General features: G+C 70.2%; 12 protein-coding genes and 1 riboswitch. Of the genes, 8 read left to right on the top strand and 4 right to left on the bottom strand.

Features of this window, described 5'->3' with window-relative positions:
- Nucleotides 1-48: 48 nt before the first annotated feature.
- From ACFY2B_RS19420 to gcvT, 4 genes are all read right to left on the bottom strand, one after another.
- A complete protein-coding gene (locus ACFY2B_RS19420; protein WP_390764314.1) occupies nt 49-1,416 on the bottom strand; it encodes an L-serine ammonia-lyase in 1,368 nt (455 codons plus the stop codon).
- 80 nt (nt 1,417-1,496) lie between these two features.
- Nucleotides 1,497-2,759, bottom strand: coding sequence for a serine hydroxymethyltransferase (gene glyA, locus ACFY2B_RS19415; protein ID WP_390764313.1), 1,263 nt, complete (start codon nt 2,757-2,759; stop codon nt 1,497-1,499).
- 14 nt (nt 2,760-2,773) lie between these two features.
- A complete protein-coding gene (gene gcvH / locus ACFY2B_RS19410) occupies nt 2,774-3,151 on the bottom strand; it encodes a glycine cleavage system protein GcvH (protein ID WP_390764312.1) in 378 nt (125 codons plus the stop codon).
- Between the two features lie 107 nt (nt 3,152-3,258).
- On the bottom strand, nt 3,259-4,386 hold the full coding sequence (gcvT, locus tag ACFY2B_RS19405) for a glycine cleavage system aminomethyltransferase GcvT (protein WP_390764311.1): 1,128 nt from the start codon (nt 4,384-4,386) through the stop codon (nt 3,259-3,261).
- Nucleotides 4,387-4,584: 198 nt separating this feature from the next.
- Nucleotides 4,585-4,690, bottom strand: a riboswitch (glycine riboswitch).
- 177 nt (nt 4,691-4,867) lie between these two features.
- Between gcvT and ACFY2B_RS19400 the strand changes: the two genes are divergently transcribed.
- From ACFY2B_RS19400 to ACFY2B_RS19365, 8 genes are all read left to right on the top strand, one after another.
- Entirely contained in the window at nt 4,868-5,545 is a 678-nt protein-coding gene (locus tag ACFY2B_RS19400; protein WP_390764310.1) for an AAA family ATPase, read from the top strand.
- 66 nt (nt 5,546-5,611) lie between these two features.
- Nucleotides 5,612-6,403, top strand: coding sequence for an enhanced serine sensitivity protein SseB (locus tag ACFY2B_RS19395; protein ID WP_390764309.1), 792 nt, complete (start codon nt 5,612-5,614; stop codon nt 6,401-6,403).
- 400 nt (nt 6,404-6,803) lie between these two features.
- Nucleotides 6,804-7,592, top strand: a complete 789-nt coding sequence (locus ACFY2B_RS19390) for an enhanced serine sensitivity protein SseB C-terminal domain-containing protein (RefSeq protein WP_390764308.1) — start codon at nt 6,804-6,806, stop codon at nt 7,590-7,592.
- Nucleotides 7,593-7,964: 372 nt separating this feature from the next.
- On the top strand, nt 7,965-8,972 hold the full coding sequence (locus ACFY2B_RS19385; RefSeq protein ID WP_376532829.1) for an ABC transporter permease: 1,008 nt from the start codon (nt 7,965-7,967) through the stop codon (nt 8,970-8,972).
- 69 nt (nt 8,973-9,041) lie between these two features.
- Nucleotides 9,042-10,832, top strand: a complete 1,791-nt coding sequence (locus tag ACFY2B_RS19380; RefSeq protein ID WP_390764307.1) for an ABC transporter substrate-binding protein — start codon at nt 9,042-9,044, stop codon at nt 10,830-10,832.
- A gap of 136 nt (nt 10,833-10,968) precedes the next feature.
- Nucleotides 10,969-11,967, top strand: coding sequence for an ABC transporter permease (locus tag ACFY2B_RS19375; RefSeq protein ID WP_390764306.1), 999 nt, complete (start codon nt 10,969-10,971; stop codon nt 11,965-11,967).
- Nucleotides 11,964-13,061 (top strand): ABC transporter ATP-binding protein, encoded by a 1,098-nt coding sequence (locus tag ACFY2B_RS19370; protein ID WP_390764305.1) that lies wholly within the window; start codon nt 11,964-11,966, stop codon nt 13,059-13,061. The genes ACFY2B_RS19375 and ACFY2B_RS19370 overlap by 4 nt, the downstream gene beginning before the upstream one ends.
- 23 nt (nt 13,062-13,084) lie before the next feature.
- Nucleotides 13,085-14,440 (top strand): ABC transporter ATP-binding protein, encoded by a 1,356-nt coding sequence (locus ACFY2B_RS19365; RefSeq protein WP_390764304.1) that lies wholly within the window; start codon nt 13,085-13,087, stop codon nt 14,438-14,440.
- The last annotated feature ends 30 nt before the right edge of the window (nt 14,441-14,470 follow it).

Raw genomic sequence — 14,470 nt, 5'->3', positions numbered from 1 at the left:
CGGCTGTAGCCGGGAAGGAAACGAACGCGCTGATCAGGGCCCATCCCCCTAGCACTCGATGATGTTCACCGCGAGCCCGCCCCGGGCCGTTTCCTTGTACTTCACGGACATGTCCGCGCCGGTGTCCTTCATGGTCTTGATGACCTTGTCGAGGGAGACCAGGTGGGAGCCGTCGCCGCGCATCGCCATGCGGGCCGCGGTGACCGCCTTGACGGCGGCCATGCCGTTGCGTTCGATGCAGGGGATCTGGACCAGGCCGCCGACCGGGTCGCAGGTGAGGCCGAGGTTGTGCTCCATGCCGATCTCGGCGGCGTTCTCGACCTGTTCGGGGCTGCCGCCCAGTACCTCCGCGAGGGCGCCCGCCGCCATGGCGCAGGCGGAGCCGACCTCGCCCTGGCAGCCGACCTCGGCACCGGAGATGGAGGCGTTCTCCTTGAACAGCATGCCGATCGCGCCGGCCGCGAGCAGGAAGCGGACCACGCCGTCCTCGTCGGCGCCCGGCACGAAGTCGAGGTAGTAGCGCAGCACCGCCGGGATGATGCCGGCCGCGCCGTTGGTCGGGGCGGTCACCACCCGCCCGCCGGCCGCGTTCTCCTCGTTCACCGCCATCGCGTAGAGCGTGATCCACTCCATCGCGTGCGCGAGCGGGTCGCCCTCGGCCCGCAGTTGACGGGCCGACACGGCGGCCCTGCGCCGCACCTTCAGGCCGCCCGGCAGGATCCCCTCACGGGACAGACCGCGCGCCACGCACTCGCGCATCACCTGCCAGATCTCCAGCAGGCCCGCGCGGATCTCCTCCTCGGTGCGCCAGGCGCGCTCGTTCTCCAGCATCAGGGAGGAGATGGACAGGCCCGTCTCCTTCGTCAGGCGCAGCAGTTCGTCGCCCGTGCGGAAGGGGTACTTGAGGATCGTGTCGTCCAGCTTGATCCGGTCGGCGCCGACCGCGTCCTCGTCGACGACGAAGCCGCCGCCCACCGAGTAGTAGGTCTTGGTGAGCACGTCGCCGCCCTGCCCGTCGTACGCCCACAGGGTCATGCCGTTGGCGTGGTACGGCAGGGCCTTGCGGCGGTGCAGGACCAGGTCCGCGTCGGCGTCGAACGCGATCTCGTGCTCGCCGAGCAGCAGCAGCCGGCCCGACTCCCGGATGTCCGCCACCCGCTGGTCGGCGCCGGACACGTCCACCGTCCGGGGCGCGGCGCCCTCCAGCCCGAGCAGCACCGCCTTCGGCGTGCCGTGGCCGTGGCCCGTGGCGCCCAGCGAGCCGTACAGCTCGGCGCGTACGGACGCCACGGAGTCCAGCACACCTTCGTTGCGCAGGCGCGCGGCGAACATGCGGGCCGCGCGCATCGGGCCGACCGTGTGGGAGCTGGACGGGCCGATGCCGATCGAGAACAGGTCGAAGACGGAGATGGCCACGGTGACTCCTCCATGCGGGGTGGTGCGTGACGGGGTGCCGCGGTGCGGGACGCGCGTGCGCGGCACCCCGTGCGGCGGGACTACTTGCCCAGGCCGGGGTAGAGCGGGTGCTTCTCGGCCAGGGCCTGCACGCGTGCCGCCAGGGCGGACGCGTCGTACGACGGCTTCAGCGCCAGGGCGATGACGTCCGCGACCTCGGTGAAGTCCTCGGCCGTGAAGCCGCGGGTGGCGAGGGCGGGCGTGCCGATGCGCAGGCCCGAGGTGACCATCGGCGGGCGAGGGTCGTTCGGGACGGCGTTGCGGTTGACCGTGATGCCGATCTCGTGGAGGCGGTCCTCCGCCTGCTGCCCGTCCAGTTCGGACGCGCGCAGGTCGACCAGGATCAGATGGACGTCCGTGCCGCCGGACAGCACGTTCACGCCGGCCTCACGGGCGTCCGGCGCGGTCAGCCGCTCGGCGAGGATCCGGGCGCCGTCCACCGTACGGCGCTGGCGCTCCTTGAACCCGTCCGAGGCCGCGATCTTGAAGGAGACCGCCTTGGCCGCGATCACATGCTCCAGCGGGCCGCCCTGGAAGCCCGGGAACACCGACGAGTTCAGCTTCTTCGCGAAGTCCTGCTTCGCGAGGATGATGCCGCCGCGCGGGCCGCCCAGCGTCTTGTGGGTGGTGGAGGTGACGACATCGGCGTACGGCACCGGGTTGGGGTGCAGGCCCGCGGCGACCAGCCCGGCGAAGTGGGCCATGTCCACCCACAGGTACGCCTCGACCTCGTCGGCGATCCGCCGGAACTCCGCGAAGTCCAGCTGCCGCGGGTACGCGGACCAGCCCGCGATGATCACCTTCGGGCGGTGCTCCTTGGCCAGCCGCTCCACCTCGGCCATGTCGACCAGACCGGCCTCGTCGACGTGGTAGGCGACCACGTCGAACTGCTTGCCGGAGAAGTTCAGCCGCATGCCGTGGGTGAGGTGGCCGCCGTGCGCCAGGTCCAGGCCGAGGATCGTGTCGCCGGGCTGGGCCAGCGCGAACAGCGCGGCCTGGTTGGCGGAGGCGCCCGAGTGGGGCTGCACATTGGCGTACTCGGCGCCGAACAGCTCCTTGACCCGGTCGATGGCGATCTGCTCGGTCACGTCGACGTGCTCGCAGCCGCCGTAGTAGCGGCGGCCCGGGTAGCCCTCGGCGTACTTGTTGGTGAGGACCGAGCCCTGCGCCTCCATCACCGCGAGGGGCGCGAAGTTCTCGGAGGCGATCATTTCGAGGGTGGACTGCTGGCGGTGCAGCTCGGCGTCGACCGCGGCGGCCACGTCCGGGTCCAGCTCGTGCAGGGGTGTGTTCATCAGCGACATGGGGCCAGGACTCCTCAGCCGGTGGTGAAGGCGACGTACTCGGCGGCGGAGAGCAGGTCGGCCGGCTCCTCGGCGACGCGCACCCGGAACAGCCAGCCGCCCTCGAAGGGGGCCGAGTTCACCAGTGACGGGTCGTCGACGACGTCCTGGTTGATCTCGGTGACCTCGCCGGTGACGGGGGAGTACAGGTCGGACACCGACTTGGTCGACTCCAGTTCGCCGCAGGTCTCGCCCGCGGTCACAGCGTCGCCGACCTCCGGGAGCTGGACGAACACCACATCACCGAGCGAGTTCGCCGCGAACTCCGTGATGCCGACCGTCGAGACGCCGTCCGCGGCGGCCGACAGCCACTCGTGCTCCTTGCTGTAGCGCAGTTGCTGGGGGTTGCTCATGGCTTGAATTCTCCTGTACGCGGGGGAGTGCTGATGACGGGGGGAAGGGGGAAGGCGCAGGTGGACGGGGCAGTGTGCCCGGCATCACAGCGGACCGGGGCCAGTCTCTACTTCTGCCGCCGGTAGAAGGGGAGCGCCACAACCTCGTACGGCTCGTGGGTGCCGCGGATGTCCACGCCGACGCCCGCCGTGCCCGGCGCCGCGTGCACCGCGTCGACGTACGCCATGGCGATGGGCCGGCCCAGGGTGGGGGAGGGGGCACCGGAGGTGACCTCGCCGATCACCGCGCCGCCCGCGACCACCGGGTACCCGGCGCGCGGCACCCGGCGGCCCTCGGCGACCAGACCGACCAGCACCCGCGGCGGGTTCTGCTCGGCCCGCCCGGCGGCCGTCAGCAGCGCCTCGCGCCCGACGAAGTCGCCCTCCTTGCCGAACTTCACCACCCGGCCGAGTCCGGCGTCGAACGGCGTGAGCGAGGTCGACAGCTCGTGCCCGTACAGCGGCATGCCCGCCTCGAGGCGCAGCGTGTCCCGGCAGGACAGCCCGCACGGAACCAGTCCGGCCGGGGCGCCCGCCTCGGTCAGCGCCTGCCAGAGCTTCTCCGCGTCGCCCGGCGCCACGAACAGCTCGAAGCCGTCCTCACCGGTGTAGCCGGTACGGGCGATCAGCGCGGGCACACCCGCGACGGTGCCGGGCAGGCCCGCGTAGTACTTCAGGCCGTCCAGGTCGGCATCGGTCAGGGAAGCCAGGATGCCGGGGGACTCGGGGCCCTGGACGGCGATCAGGGCGTAGGCGTCGCGGTCGTCACGGACCTGCGCGTCGAAGCCCGCGGACCGTTCCACCAGCGCGTCGAGCACCACCTGGGCGTTGCCGGCGTTCGCGACGACCAGGTACTCGCGCTCGGCCAGCCGGTAGACGATCAGGTCGTCCAGGATGCCGCCGTCGGCCCGGCAGATCATGGTGTACCGGGCCCGGCCGGTTTTGACGGCGCCGATGTCGCCGACCAGCGCGTGATCCAGCAGCGCGGCGGCCTGCGGGCCGGTCACGGTGATCTCACCCATGTGCGAGAGGTCGAAAAGCCCCGCCCGGGTCCGCACGGCGAGGTGCTCGTCGCGCTCGGAGCCGTAGCGCAGCGGCATGTCCCAGCCGGCGAAGTCGGTCATCGTCGCACCGAGCGAGCGGTGCAGGGCGTCCAGCGCGGTACGCCGTGGACGAGGGGATTCGGTGCTGCTCATCGGTCGGTCGTCTCCCAGGGCGATGGGGGTCGCCCGCGCGGGCGGGGCCGAACGCGGGCAGGGCGGGGAAGGTCCTCCCCATCTGTCATCGGAACCTGAGAGGTTCGCCATGACCGGCGGCGTACGCAACGTCGTACGGCGGTCACGGCTTGCACCTTGGGTGGAGCCACCGGACAGCGGCCCGCTTTTCAGATGTGCCTCGCCCGCGCGGTGACGGTGCCTGAGAGATTCAAGGGAGGGACTTGCTCCTTCGGCGTCCCAGCAGGACTAGCAGGACTGCTGGGAACTCTCCCGCGCGGATTCAAGCGGCCGGTATGCAGTTGGCGGGCTCATCATTGCACGCCTCGCCGCCGCACGGCAGACCGGATCCGTGACCGGTCTGTGGCAGAACGCGCACGGCACGGTGAGGCATCGCGCATTACCTTCTCTTTACACTTGACGGGGATGGGGATGTCCAGACCCCAAGGGGAGGACGATCACGGTGAACAGGACCACGTCGTACGCCACGACCACGGGTCTCGCGCTGCCCGAGAAGCCCGCGGGCCGGGCCGTCGGACGGTGCGCGGGGCGACCCGCGCCGGTCGTCCGCGACCTGCGCGAACGGTCCGGCCGCAGCCCACGCGCCCTGCACTTCGGCCGCCACGACCTGGCCGTGGTCACGGGCCTGCCCGGCAGCGGCAAGTCGACCCTGATGGATCGGACGGTCCAGGGCGGCGGAGCCGTCAGGGTCGACTCCCAGGACACCCGGGACCGCTGGGAGGCCCGGCTCCCGCGCTTCCTCCCGTACACGCTCTACCGCCCCCTGGTCCGCCTCGCCCACTACGCCGCGCTGCGCCGCGCCCTGCGCACCGGCGGGGGCGTCGTGGTGCACGACTGCGGCACCCAGTCCTGGGTGCGCGGCTGGCTGGCCCGCGAGGCCCGGCGACGCGGCGGCACGCTGCACCTGATCCTGCTCGACGTCCCGCCCGCCACGGCCCGCGACGGCCAGCGCGACCGCGGCCGGGGCGTCTCCCGCTACGCCTTCCTGCGCCACCGCAGGGCGGCCGCCCGGCTGCTGCGCGCGGTGGAGCGGGGCGAGCCGCCCGCGGGCTGCGGTTCGGCGGTGCTGCTCGACCGGGACGCCGCGGACGTGCTGCACCGGATCGGCTTCGCGGGGTGAGGGCCTGTCACCGGTACCCGTTAGCCTTTCCAGCCACAGCAGTGTTTTCCAGCAGGCGGTAGGCAGATGGACTTCCCGGCGGACTTCCCAGCGGATTTTCCGGCACAGGCACACCCCCACCCGCACGGCGGATGGCCAGGCAACGAACTGGAGGAGGTGCTCTCCGCCTCCCTCGGCGTCCCGTCGGCAGGCGGCCGGATCGTCGAGGTCCTGGGCCGCAGCTTCTTCTGGATCCCGCTGCCGGAGGGCGGCGGCCCGGACAGCGGCCCCCTCGACCTGCCGACGGTGGACATCGAGGGCCAGGCGTACGTCCCGGTCTTCAGCTCCGAGGAACAGTTCCGTCAGGTGGTCGGCGCCCACCTGGCGTACACCATCGCGCCCGCCGTGGAGTTCGCCCGCGGCCTGCCCCCGCAGGTCGGCATCGCCGTCAACGCGGGCGGGGTGGTCGGCCTTCCGCTCCCGCCGGAAGCGGTGGCCGAACTGTGCCGTGCGGACCACACCGCGCTGGACGGCCCGACGAGCGGCGGCCGGGTCCGGCTGTTCGAACCGGACTGGCAGGACGACCCGGTCGACTTCCTGTCCGCCGCCTCCGCCGAGTTCGCGGCGACCGGCGTGATCCGCACGGCCCGCCGCTGCCTCGCGGCCGTCGAGACGGCGGACCCGGTGCTGTTCGTCGGCGTCGAACTCGCCCAGTGGGAGGGCGATCTGCGGGAACTGCCGCTGGCCGCCCTGGGCCGGGCGCTGGCGCAGGTCCCGGTGCGGTGGCCGGTCAACCTGGTCCTGCTGGACGTCGCCGAGGACCCGGTGGGTGACTGGCTCAGGGGCCACGTGCGGCCCTTCTACCAGCACGGCCAGTAGGCGGCGCCGCGCCGGCCGGGCGGGGACGTCCGCAGGTGGGGCGTGTCGCCGGTCGGGCGCACCGCGGGTTGCCGGGGCGCCGGTCGCCGGTCGTCGGCCGCTCCGGCGCCCGACACCGGGCCTCGGCCGGTCGCCCGCGGCGGCGCCGGACACCGGCCGGTCACCGGGCGGCCGCGGCGACGCCGTGGCCGGGCGCGCCCGCGAGGCGGGGCCGCACACACGCCCGCGCGCCGGAGCCGCACACCGGCACCGCCCCGCGCCCCTCGGGAGCGCTGCCCGGCCTGCCACGCACCGACCACACACCCACCACGCACCCGCCCGCGAACAAGGAGCCCCGGGCCACCGGACGCTTAAGCTGTCTCCCGAACGCGGGGTAGTCGAAGAAGAGGCGGTAAGTCAGGTGAGCGCGAGCCTCAGCGGCAGCGTCGAGCACACGCTGCGCCAGGTCACGCCCGGGCGTTACGACGCCTACGAGGCGCTCCTGCGCGCGCTCGCGACACCCGGTTCCGGCCAGGTCTGGATGCTCCTGTGGCACGGTCAGGCGGGCTCCCCCGACGCCCAGTACGGAACCATGGAGGTCGACGGCTACGGCTACGCCCCGTGCGTCACCTCCGCCCAGGAGCTGTCCGCCAGTGGCTGGAACCGCTCGTACGAGGTGGTCGACGGGCTCGACGTGGCCCGCACCCTCTATCCGGACCACTACGGCATCTGGCTCAACCCGCACGCTCCGGGCGGCGGCGTCGGCATCCCCTGGCTCGATCTGCGCCGCATCGCCACGGGCCTGGACCGCCAGCCGGCCGGCCCGCTCCGGCTGTCGGAACCCGGCATCGAGATCCCGCAGTTCTACGCCCTGCTCGCCCAGAACGCCCACCGCACCCCGGTGGTCCGCTCGCTGCGCCGCGCCTGGGTGCAGCCGGCCCTCGGCGCGCCCTACCTGGCCATCGGGCTGGACGTGTACGACACTTCGCCGCCCGCGGTGGACTCGGTGCGGGCGATGATGCAGCAGTCGATCGGCGCCGTACCGGACGGGCTGCCGGTGTCGACCGTGGCGATGACCGACGAGCACGATCCGGTCGTCATGTGGATGCGGGCCGGCGCCCGCCCCTTCTACGACCGTGAGGCGCACGCCGCCCCGCCGCAGGCCCCCGCGGGCGGGTACGGCTATCCACCGGTCCAGGGCAGGTACTGACCGGATACCGCCGCGCGGCGGACGTGATCGGCGGCGGACCTGAGCCGGTGACGGACAGTATGCACGAAGATCGCTGACAAGACGTCAGTAAGAGATCTTCGCGTGTAGAGCGGACCGGAAAGACAACAACTGTCCGTTTAGTGCAACTTCTCCTCGTCCGACCCCCGTTACCCACCGTCCGGATAACGGAACCTCGCAGACAGCATCACGTTTGCGCATCCTTTCGCCGCCAAGTCTGGCAACGGATCGCCGATGCGTTGAAGACTCCGGCACCAAGGGGCCTGCCGCCCCTATGTGTACGACGGACTGGATCATGCCGCCACCGCGGCAAGTGCGGCCCGGCTACCGCCGGTTGAGAGGGGTCCCTGCCAGATGACGGCACCATTGCACGAGCCGACCGCGGAAGCGGCCCCTAGTGCGGCCGAGGAAGCGGCGGTTGTCAGCGCTGACGCGAAGGCCGTACAGGGGCGCTCTTTGGGGCGGATCGCCTGGGAACGCCTGAAGCGGGACAAGCTCGCCCTGACGGGCGGCATCGTTGTCCTCGCGCTCATCGTGATCGCCCTGCTCGCGCCCGTGATCTCGAATCTCGTCGGGCAGGACCCCGACGTCTACCACGAGAACCTGATCGACCCTCTGTTCGGCACGCCCACCGGTTCGTTGGGCGGCATCAGCGGGGACCACCTGCTGGGCGTCGAGCCGGTCAACGGCCGCGACATCTTCGCCCGCATCCTCTACGGCGCCCGGATCTCGCTGCTGGTCGGCTTCCTGTCGGCGGTCGTGGCCGTGATCCTCGGTACCGTCCTGGGCATCCTCGCGGGCTTCTTCGGCGGCTGGGTCGACTCCGTCATCAGCCGGGTCATGGACGGCCTGCTGGCCTTCCCGCAGCTGCTGTTCATCATCGCCCTCGTCTCCGTCATGCCGAACAACATGCTGGGACTGACCGGCACGAGCGTGCGCGTGTTCGTGATGATCCTGGTCATCGGCTTCTTCGGCTGGCCCTACATCGGACGCGTGGTGCGCGGCCAGACGCTGTCCCTGCGCGAGCGGGAGTACGTCGAGGCCGCCCGATCGCTGGGCGCCGGGCGGCTGTACATCCTCTTCAAGGAGCTGCTGCCCAACCTCGTCGCGCCCATCATCGTGTACACGACGATGATGATCCCCACCAACATCCTCACCGAGGCGGCACTCAGCTTCCTGGGCGTGGGCGTCAAGCCGCCCACGGCTTCCTGGGGGCAGATGCTTTCGAGCGCGATCGACTACTACGACTCGGACCCCATGTACATGGTGGTTCCGGGTGTGGCGATCTTCATCACCGTTCTTGCCTTCAACCTCTTCGGCGACGGCGTGCGTGACGCGCTGGACCCGAAGGGCTCCCGCTGAACTGCCGTACCCCAAGCGACCCGTGGCTCCAACACGGGATCTCTCATCAAATCCGGAGGATCCGAGATCGTGACTACCCAACGCGCCTCAGGGCGGCGCAAGCAGGCACTGGCCGCCGTCGCCGCGGTCGCCGCGCTGCTGACCACGGCGGCGTGCGGCGGCGGCAGCGGTGACAAAGGCTCGAAGGACGGCGCCGCGGGCTTCGACGCCGCGAACAACAAGATCGCCCAGGCTTCCCTGGCCAAGAAGGGCGGCACGCTGAAGTTCGGTGCCGCCCAGGACGCCGACTCCTGGGACACCACCCGCGGCTACTACGGCTTCATGTGGGACTTCTCCCGCTACTACAGCCGTCAGCTCGTCACGAACGCGCCGGCCGCGGGCAAGGAAGGCGCCAAGCTGGCCCCGGACCTCGCCACCGGTCTCGCCAAGATCAGCGATGACGGCAAGACCTACACGTACACCCTGCGCGACGGCAGCACGTGGGAAGACGGCAAGCCGATCACCTCGAAGGACGTCAAGTACGGCATCGAGCGCGTGTGGGCACAGGACGTGCTCTCCGGCGGCCCGACGTACCTCCAGGAGGTGCTCGACCCCAAGGGTGAGTACAAGGGTCCCTACAAGGACAAGTCCGCGGACAAGCTGGGCCTGAAGGCGATAGACACGCCGGACGACAAGACCATCGTCTTCCACCTGCCGAAGGCCAACTCGGACTTCGAGGAGATGCTGGCCCTGACGTCGGCCTCCCCGGTCAGGCAGGACAAGGACACCAAGTCCAAGTACGCCCTGCACCCGTTCTCCTCGGGCCCGTACAAGTTCGCGTCCTACAACCCCGGCAAGGACCTCACCCTGGTCCGCAACACCGAGTGGAAGCAGGCGTCGGACCCGGTCCGCAAGGCGTACCCGGACAAGATCACGGTTCAGTTCTTCTCCAACGCCAACGACCTCGACCAGCGCCTGATCAGCGGTGACCTGGATCTGGACCTGAACCAGACCGGCATGTCGCCGCAGGGTCGCACCGAGGCCCTGAAGCAGCACAAGGAGAACCTGGACAACCCGGTCTCCGGCTACATCCGCTACGCGGCCTTCCCGCAGAGCGTGAAGCCGTTCGACAACATCCACTGCCGCATGGCCGTCATCTACGGCGCCGACCACGTGTCGCTGCAGACCGCCCGTGGCGGCCCGGTCGCCGGTGGCGACATCGGCACCAACATGCTGCCCCCGTCGGTGGCCGGCGCCGAGGGACAGAAGTACGACCCGTACGGCCTGTCCGGTGCCAACAAGACCGGCAACGCCGCCAAGGCCAAGGAAGAGCTGAAGGCCTGCGGCAAGCCGAACGGCTTCAAGACCACCATGGCCGTCCGCAACAACAAGCCGGTCGAGGTGGCCACCGCCCAGTCCCTGCAGGCGTCGCTGAAGAAGATCGGCATCGACGTCGAGATCGACCAGTTCGACGGCTCGCAGACCACCGGCATCATCGGCAGCCCCTCGAACGTGCAGAAGAAGGGCTACGGCATCATCATCATGGGCTGGGGCCCGGACTTCCCGTCCGTGCAGGGCTTCGGTCTGCCGCTGTGGGACAGCAGCTACATCCACGAGAGCGGCAACAACAACTACGCCCTGATCGACGACAAGTCCATCGACGGTCTGTTCGACCAGTACACGACCACGCTGGACGACGCGGGCAAGGCCCAGATCTCCACGCAGATCAACCACAAGGTCATGGAGGGCGCCTACTACCTGCCCTTCACCTTCGAGAAGTTCATCAACTGGCGCTCCAGCAACCTGGCGAACGTCTACACCACCGACGGCTACAGCGGCATGTACGACTTCGTCAACCTCGGTCTGAAGAACCCGAAGTAACCCGGCACACCCGCCGAACGGCACGAAAGGCAGGTGAAGGCCGGCGACGCGTGATCGCGGGCCGCCCGGGACACCTCTTCCGCCCATAAGGCGGTGAGGCCCCGGGTGGTTCGCGGCCCGCGGCGGGCCGAGAGCTGTGCTCGCTTACCTCATCAGGCGGTTGTTCGCCGCCGCAGTGATGCTCGTGGTCATCATCATGGTGGTCTTCGGCATCTTCTTCCTCGTCCCCAAGTGGGCGGGCGTCGACATCGCCACGAGTTTCGTGGGCAAGCAGGCCGACCCAGCGGCCGTCGAGGCCGTGCGGGTGAAGCTGGGCCTGAACGACCCGATCTACTCCCAGGTCTGGGAGTTCTTCAAGGGCATCTTCGCGGGCCGTACCTACTCGGCCGGCGGCGACGTCACCCACTGCTCGGCGCCGTGCTTCGGCTACTCCTTCCGCAGCGAGCAGGCCATCTGGCCGGTGCTCACCGACCGCTTCCCGGTGACCCTGGAACTCGCGCTCGGTGCCGCCGTGCTGTGGCTGGTCTTCGGTGTCTCGGCGGGCGTGCTCTCCGCGCTCAAGCGGGGCAGCGTCTGGGACCGCGGCGCGATGGTCGTCGCGCTGACGGGCGTCTCGCTGCCCATCTACTTCACCGGCATGCTGGTCCTGTCGATCTTCACCTACGGGCTCCACTGGATCGACGCGCAGTACGTGTCGATCTCGGACAGCTTCACCGGCTGGTTCGGCGGCATGATCCTGCCCTGGGTCAGCCTCGCCTTCCTCTACGCGGCGATGTACGCCCGTATCACCCGGGCCACCATGATGGAGATCCTCGGCGAGGACTACATCCGCACGGCCCGCGCCAAGGGCCTGCGGGAGCAGACCGTCATCGGCAAGCACGCCATGCGCTCCACGATGACGCCCATCCTGACCATGCTCGGCATGGACCTCGGAGCCCTCATCGGCGGCGCGATCCTCACCGAGACCACGTTCAACCTGCCCGGCCTCGGCCAGGCCGTGCTGAACGCGATCAAGAACCAGGACCTGCCCGTCATCCTGGGCGTCGTCCTGATCACCTCGCTCGCCGTGCTCATCGCCAACCTGGTCGTGGACATCCTCTACGCCGTGATCGACCCCCGAGTGAGGCTCGCATGACCGAACTCAGCAAGACCGGATCGGCCGTGGGCGAGCCCACCAGCGACTCGCCCGCGCCGACCGCCTTCCTCGAAGTACGCGATCTGAAGGTGCACTTCCCGACCGACGACGGCCTGGTCAAGTCGGTCGACGGACTCAGCTTCAAGCTGGAGAAGGGCAAGACCCTCGGCATCGTGGGCGAGTCCGGCTCCGGCAAGTCGGTGACCTCGCTCGGCATCATGGGCCTGCACACCGCCGGCCAGTACGGCAGGCGCAAGGCCCAGATCTCCGGCGAGATCTGGCTGGACGGCACCGAACTGCTCTCCGCCGACCCCGACCACGTCCGCAAGCTGCGCGGCCGGCAGATGGCGATGATCTTCCAGGATCCGCTGTCCGCGCTGCACCCGTACTACACGATCGGCCAGCAGATCGTGGAGGCGTACCGGGTCCACCACGGTGTCGACAAGAAGACCGCCAAGCGGCGTGCGGTCGAGATGCTCGACCGGGTGGGCATCCCGCAGCCGGACAAGCGGGTCGACAGCTACCCGCACGAGTTCTCCGGCGGTATGCGCCAGCGCGCGATGATCGCGATGTCGCTGGTCAACAACCCCGAACTGCTGATCGCGGACGAGCCGACCACCGCCCTCGACGTGACCGTCCAGGCGCAGATCCTCGACCTGATCCGCGACCTCCAGAAGGAGTTCGGCTCCGCGGTCATCATCATCACCCACGACCTGGGCGTCGTCGCCGAACTGGCCGACGACATCCTGGTGATGTACGGCGGTCGCTGCGTGGAGCGCGGACCGGCCGAGAAGGTGTTCTACGAGCCCCGCCACCCCTACACCTGGGGCCTGCTCGGTTCGATGCCGCGGCTCGACCGCGAGCAGCAGGAGCGCCTGGTCCCGGTCAAGGGTTCCCCGCCCTCCCTGATCAACGTCCCGTCCGGCTGCGCCTTCAACCCGCGCTGCCCGTACGCCGACCTCCCGAAGGACAACGTCACCCGCACGGTCCGCCCCGAGCTGACCGAGATCGACAGCCGGCACTGGGCCGCCTGCCATCTGTCGCAGGAGCAGCGGGAGCGGATCTGGACCGAAGAGATTGCGCCGAAGCTGTGAGTGAGAACGCAGAGGACAACGCAGTGAGCATCCCTGCACAGAGCGACGGCGCCGCGGCGAAGGCCGCGGGGACGGCGACCCTGAACAAGGGCGCCGCTCCCGGCGAGGTCCTGCTGAAGGTGACCGGGCTCCAGAAGCACTTCCCGATCCGCAAGGGCCTGCTCCAGCGGCAGGTCGGCGCGGTGCGCGCGGTCGACGGCCTCGACTTCGAGGTGCGGTCCGGGGAGACCCTCGGCGTGGTCGGCGAGTCGGGCTGCGGCAAGTCGACCATGGGCCGGCTGATCACCCGGCTGCTCGAACCGACCGCAGGCACGGTGGAGTTCGAGGGCAAGGACATCACGCACCTCGGTGTCGGCGGGATGCGCCCGCTGCGCCGCGACGTGCAGATGATCTTCCAGGACCCGTACTCGTCGCTGAACCCGCGGCACACCATCGGCACCATCATCGGCGCTCCCTTCCGGCTCCAGGGCGTCACGCCCGAGGGCGGCATCAAGAAGGAAGTGCAGCGGCTGCTGTCGGTCGTGGGTCTCAACCCCGAGCACTACAACCGCTATCCGCACGAGTTCTCCGGCGGTCAGCGCCAGCGCATCGGCATTGCCCGTGCGCTCGCGCTCAACCCGAAGCTGGTCGTGGCGGACGAGCCGGTGTCGGCCCTCGACGTGTCGATCCAGGCGCAGGTCGTCAACCTCCTTGACGACCTCCAGCAGGAGCTGGGCCTGACGTACGTGATCATTGCGCACGACCTCTCCGTGGTCCGGCACGTCTCGGACCGGATCGCCGTGATGTACCTCGGCAAGATCGTGGAGCTGGCCGACCGCGAGTCGCTGTACAAGGCGCCGATGCACCCGTACACCAAGGCGCTGATGTCGGCGGTCCCGATCCCGGACCCGAGGCGGAAGAACGCCAAGAGCGAGCGCATCCTGCTGAAGGGCGACGTCCCCTCGCCGATCGCGCCGCCGTCCGGCTGCCGTTTCCACACGCGCTGCTGGAAGGCGACGGAGATCTGCCGGACGACCGAGCCGCAGCTCCTGGAGTTGCAGCCCGGCCAGCGGGTCGCCTGCCACCACCCGGAGAACTTCGCCGACCAGGCGCCGCAGGACACGGTCCTGCTGTCCGCGGCGAAGGAGGCCGGGGAACTGGTTCCGGACGCCGTCCTCGAGGAGTCGGCGGAGACGTCGGCCGCGGTGGCGGCGGCGGTGTCGGCCGACGGTACGGAGGAGGCCGGCGAGGCGGCCGGCGGGAGCGCGGCGGAGACCGCGGAGCCGGCGGTGGAGGCCGCCGCGGACGCCTCCGCGTCCGGTGACGCGGCCCAGGACGCCGCCGCCGAAGCCTTTGACGAGGGCGCGGCGGACGGCACGCCGAGGCCGAAGGACTCCTAGCGGAGGCGGCGGGCGAGGCCGTCCACGGCT

The sequence above is a fragment of the Streptomyces sp. NPDC001270 genome, from assembly GCF_042896695.1.
Classification (GTDB): Bacteria; Actinomycetota; Actinomycetes; order Streptomycetales; family Streptomycetaceae; genus Streptomyces.
Note: the sequence above shows the minus strand (reverse complement) of the source record. Positions and strands in the feature narration are given on the sequence as shown.

What these genes read in the sequence shown, in the direction of transcription:
- glyA (WP_390764313.1), bottom strand. Translation starts at nt 2,759, where the DNA reads ATGTCGCTGATGAACACACCCCTGCACGAGCTGGACCCGGACGTGGCC.
- gcvH (WP_390764312.1), bottom strand. Translation starts at nt 3,151, where the DNA reads ATGAGCAACCCCCAGCAACTGCGCTACAGCAAGGAGCACGAGTGGCTG.
- gcvT (WP_390764311.1), bottom strand. Translation starts at nt 4,386, where the DNA reads ATGAGCAGCACCGAATCCCCTCGTCCACGGCGTACCGCGCTGGACGCC.
- ACFY2B_RS19395 (WP_390764309.1), top strand. Translation starts at nt 5,612, where the DNA reads ATGGACTTCCCGGCGGACTTCCCAGCGGATTTTCCGGCACAGGCACAC.
- ACFY2B_RS19385 (WP_376532829.1), top strand. Translation starts at nt 7,965, where the DNA reads ATGACGGCACCATTGCACGAGCCGACCGCGGAAGCGGCCCCTAGTGCG.
- ACFY2B_RS19370 (WP_390764305.1), top strand. Translation starts at nt 11,964, where the DNA reads ATGACCGAACTCAGCAAGACCGGATCGGCCGTGGGCGAGCCCACCAGC.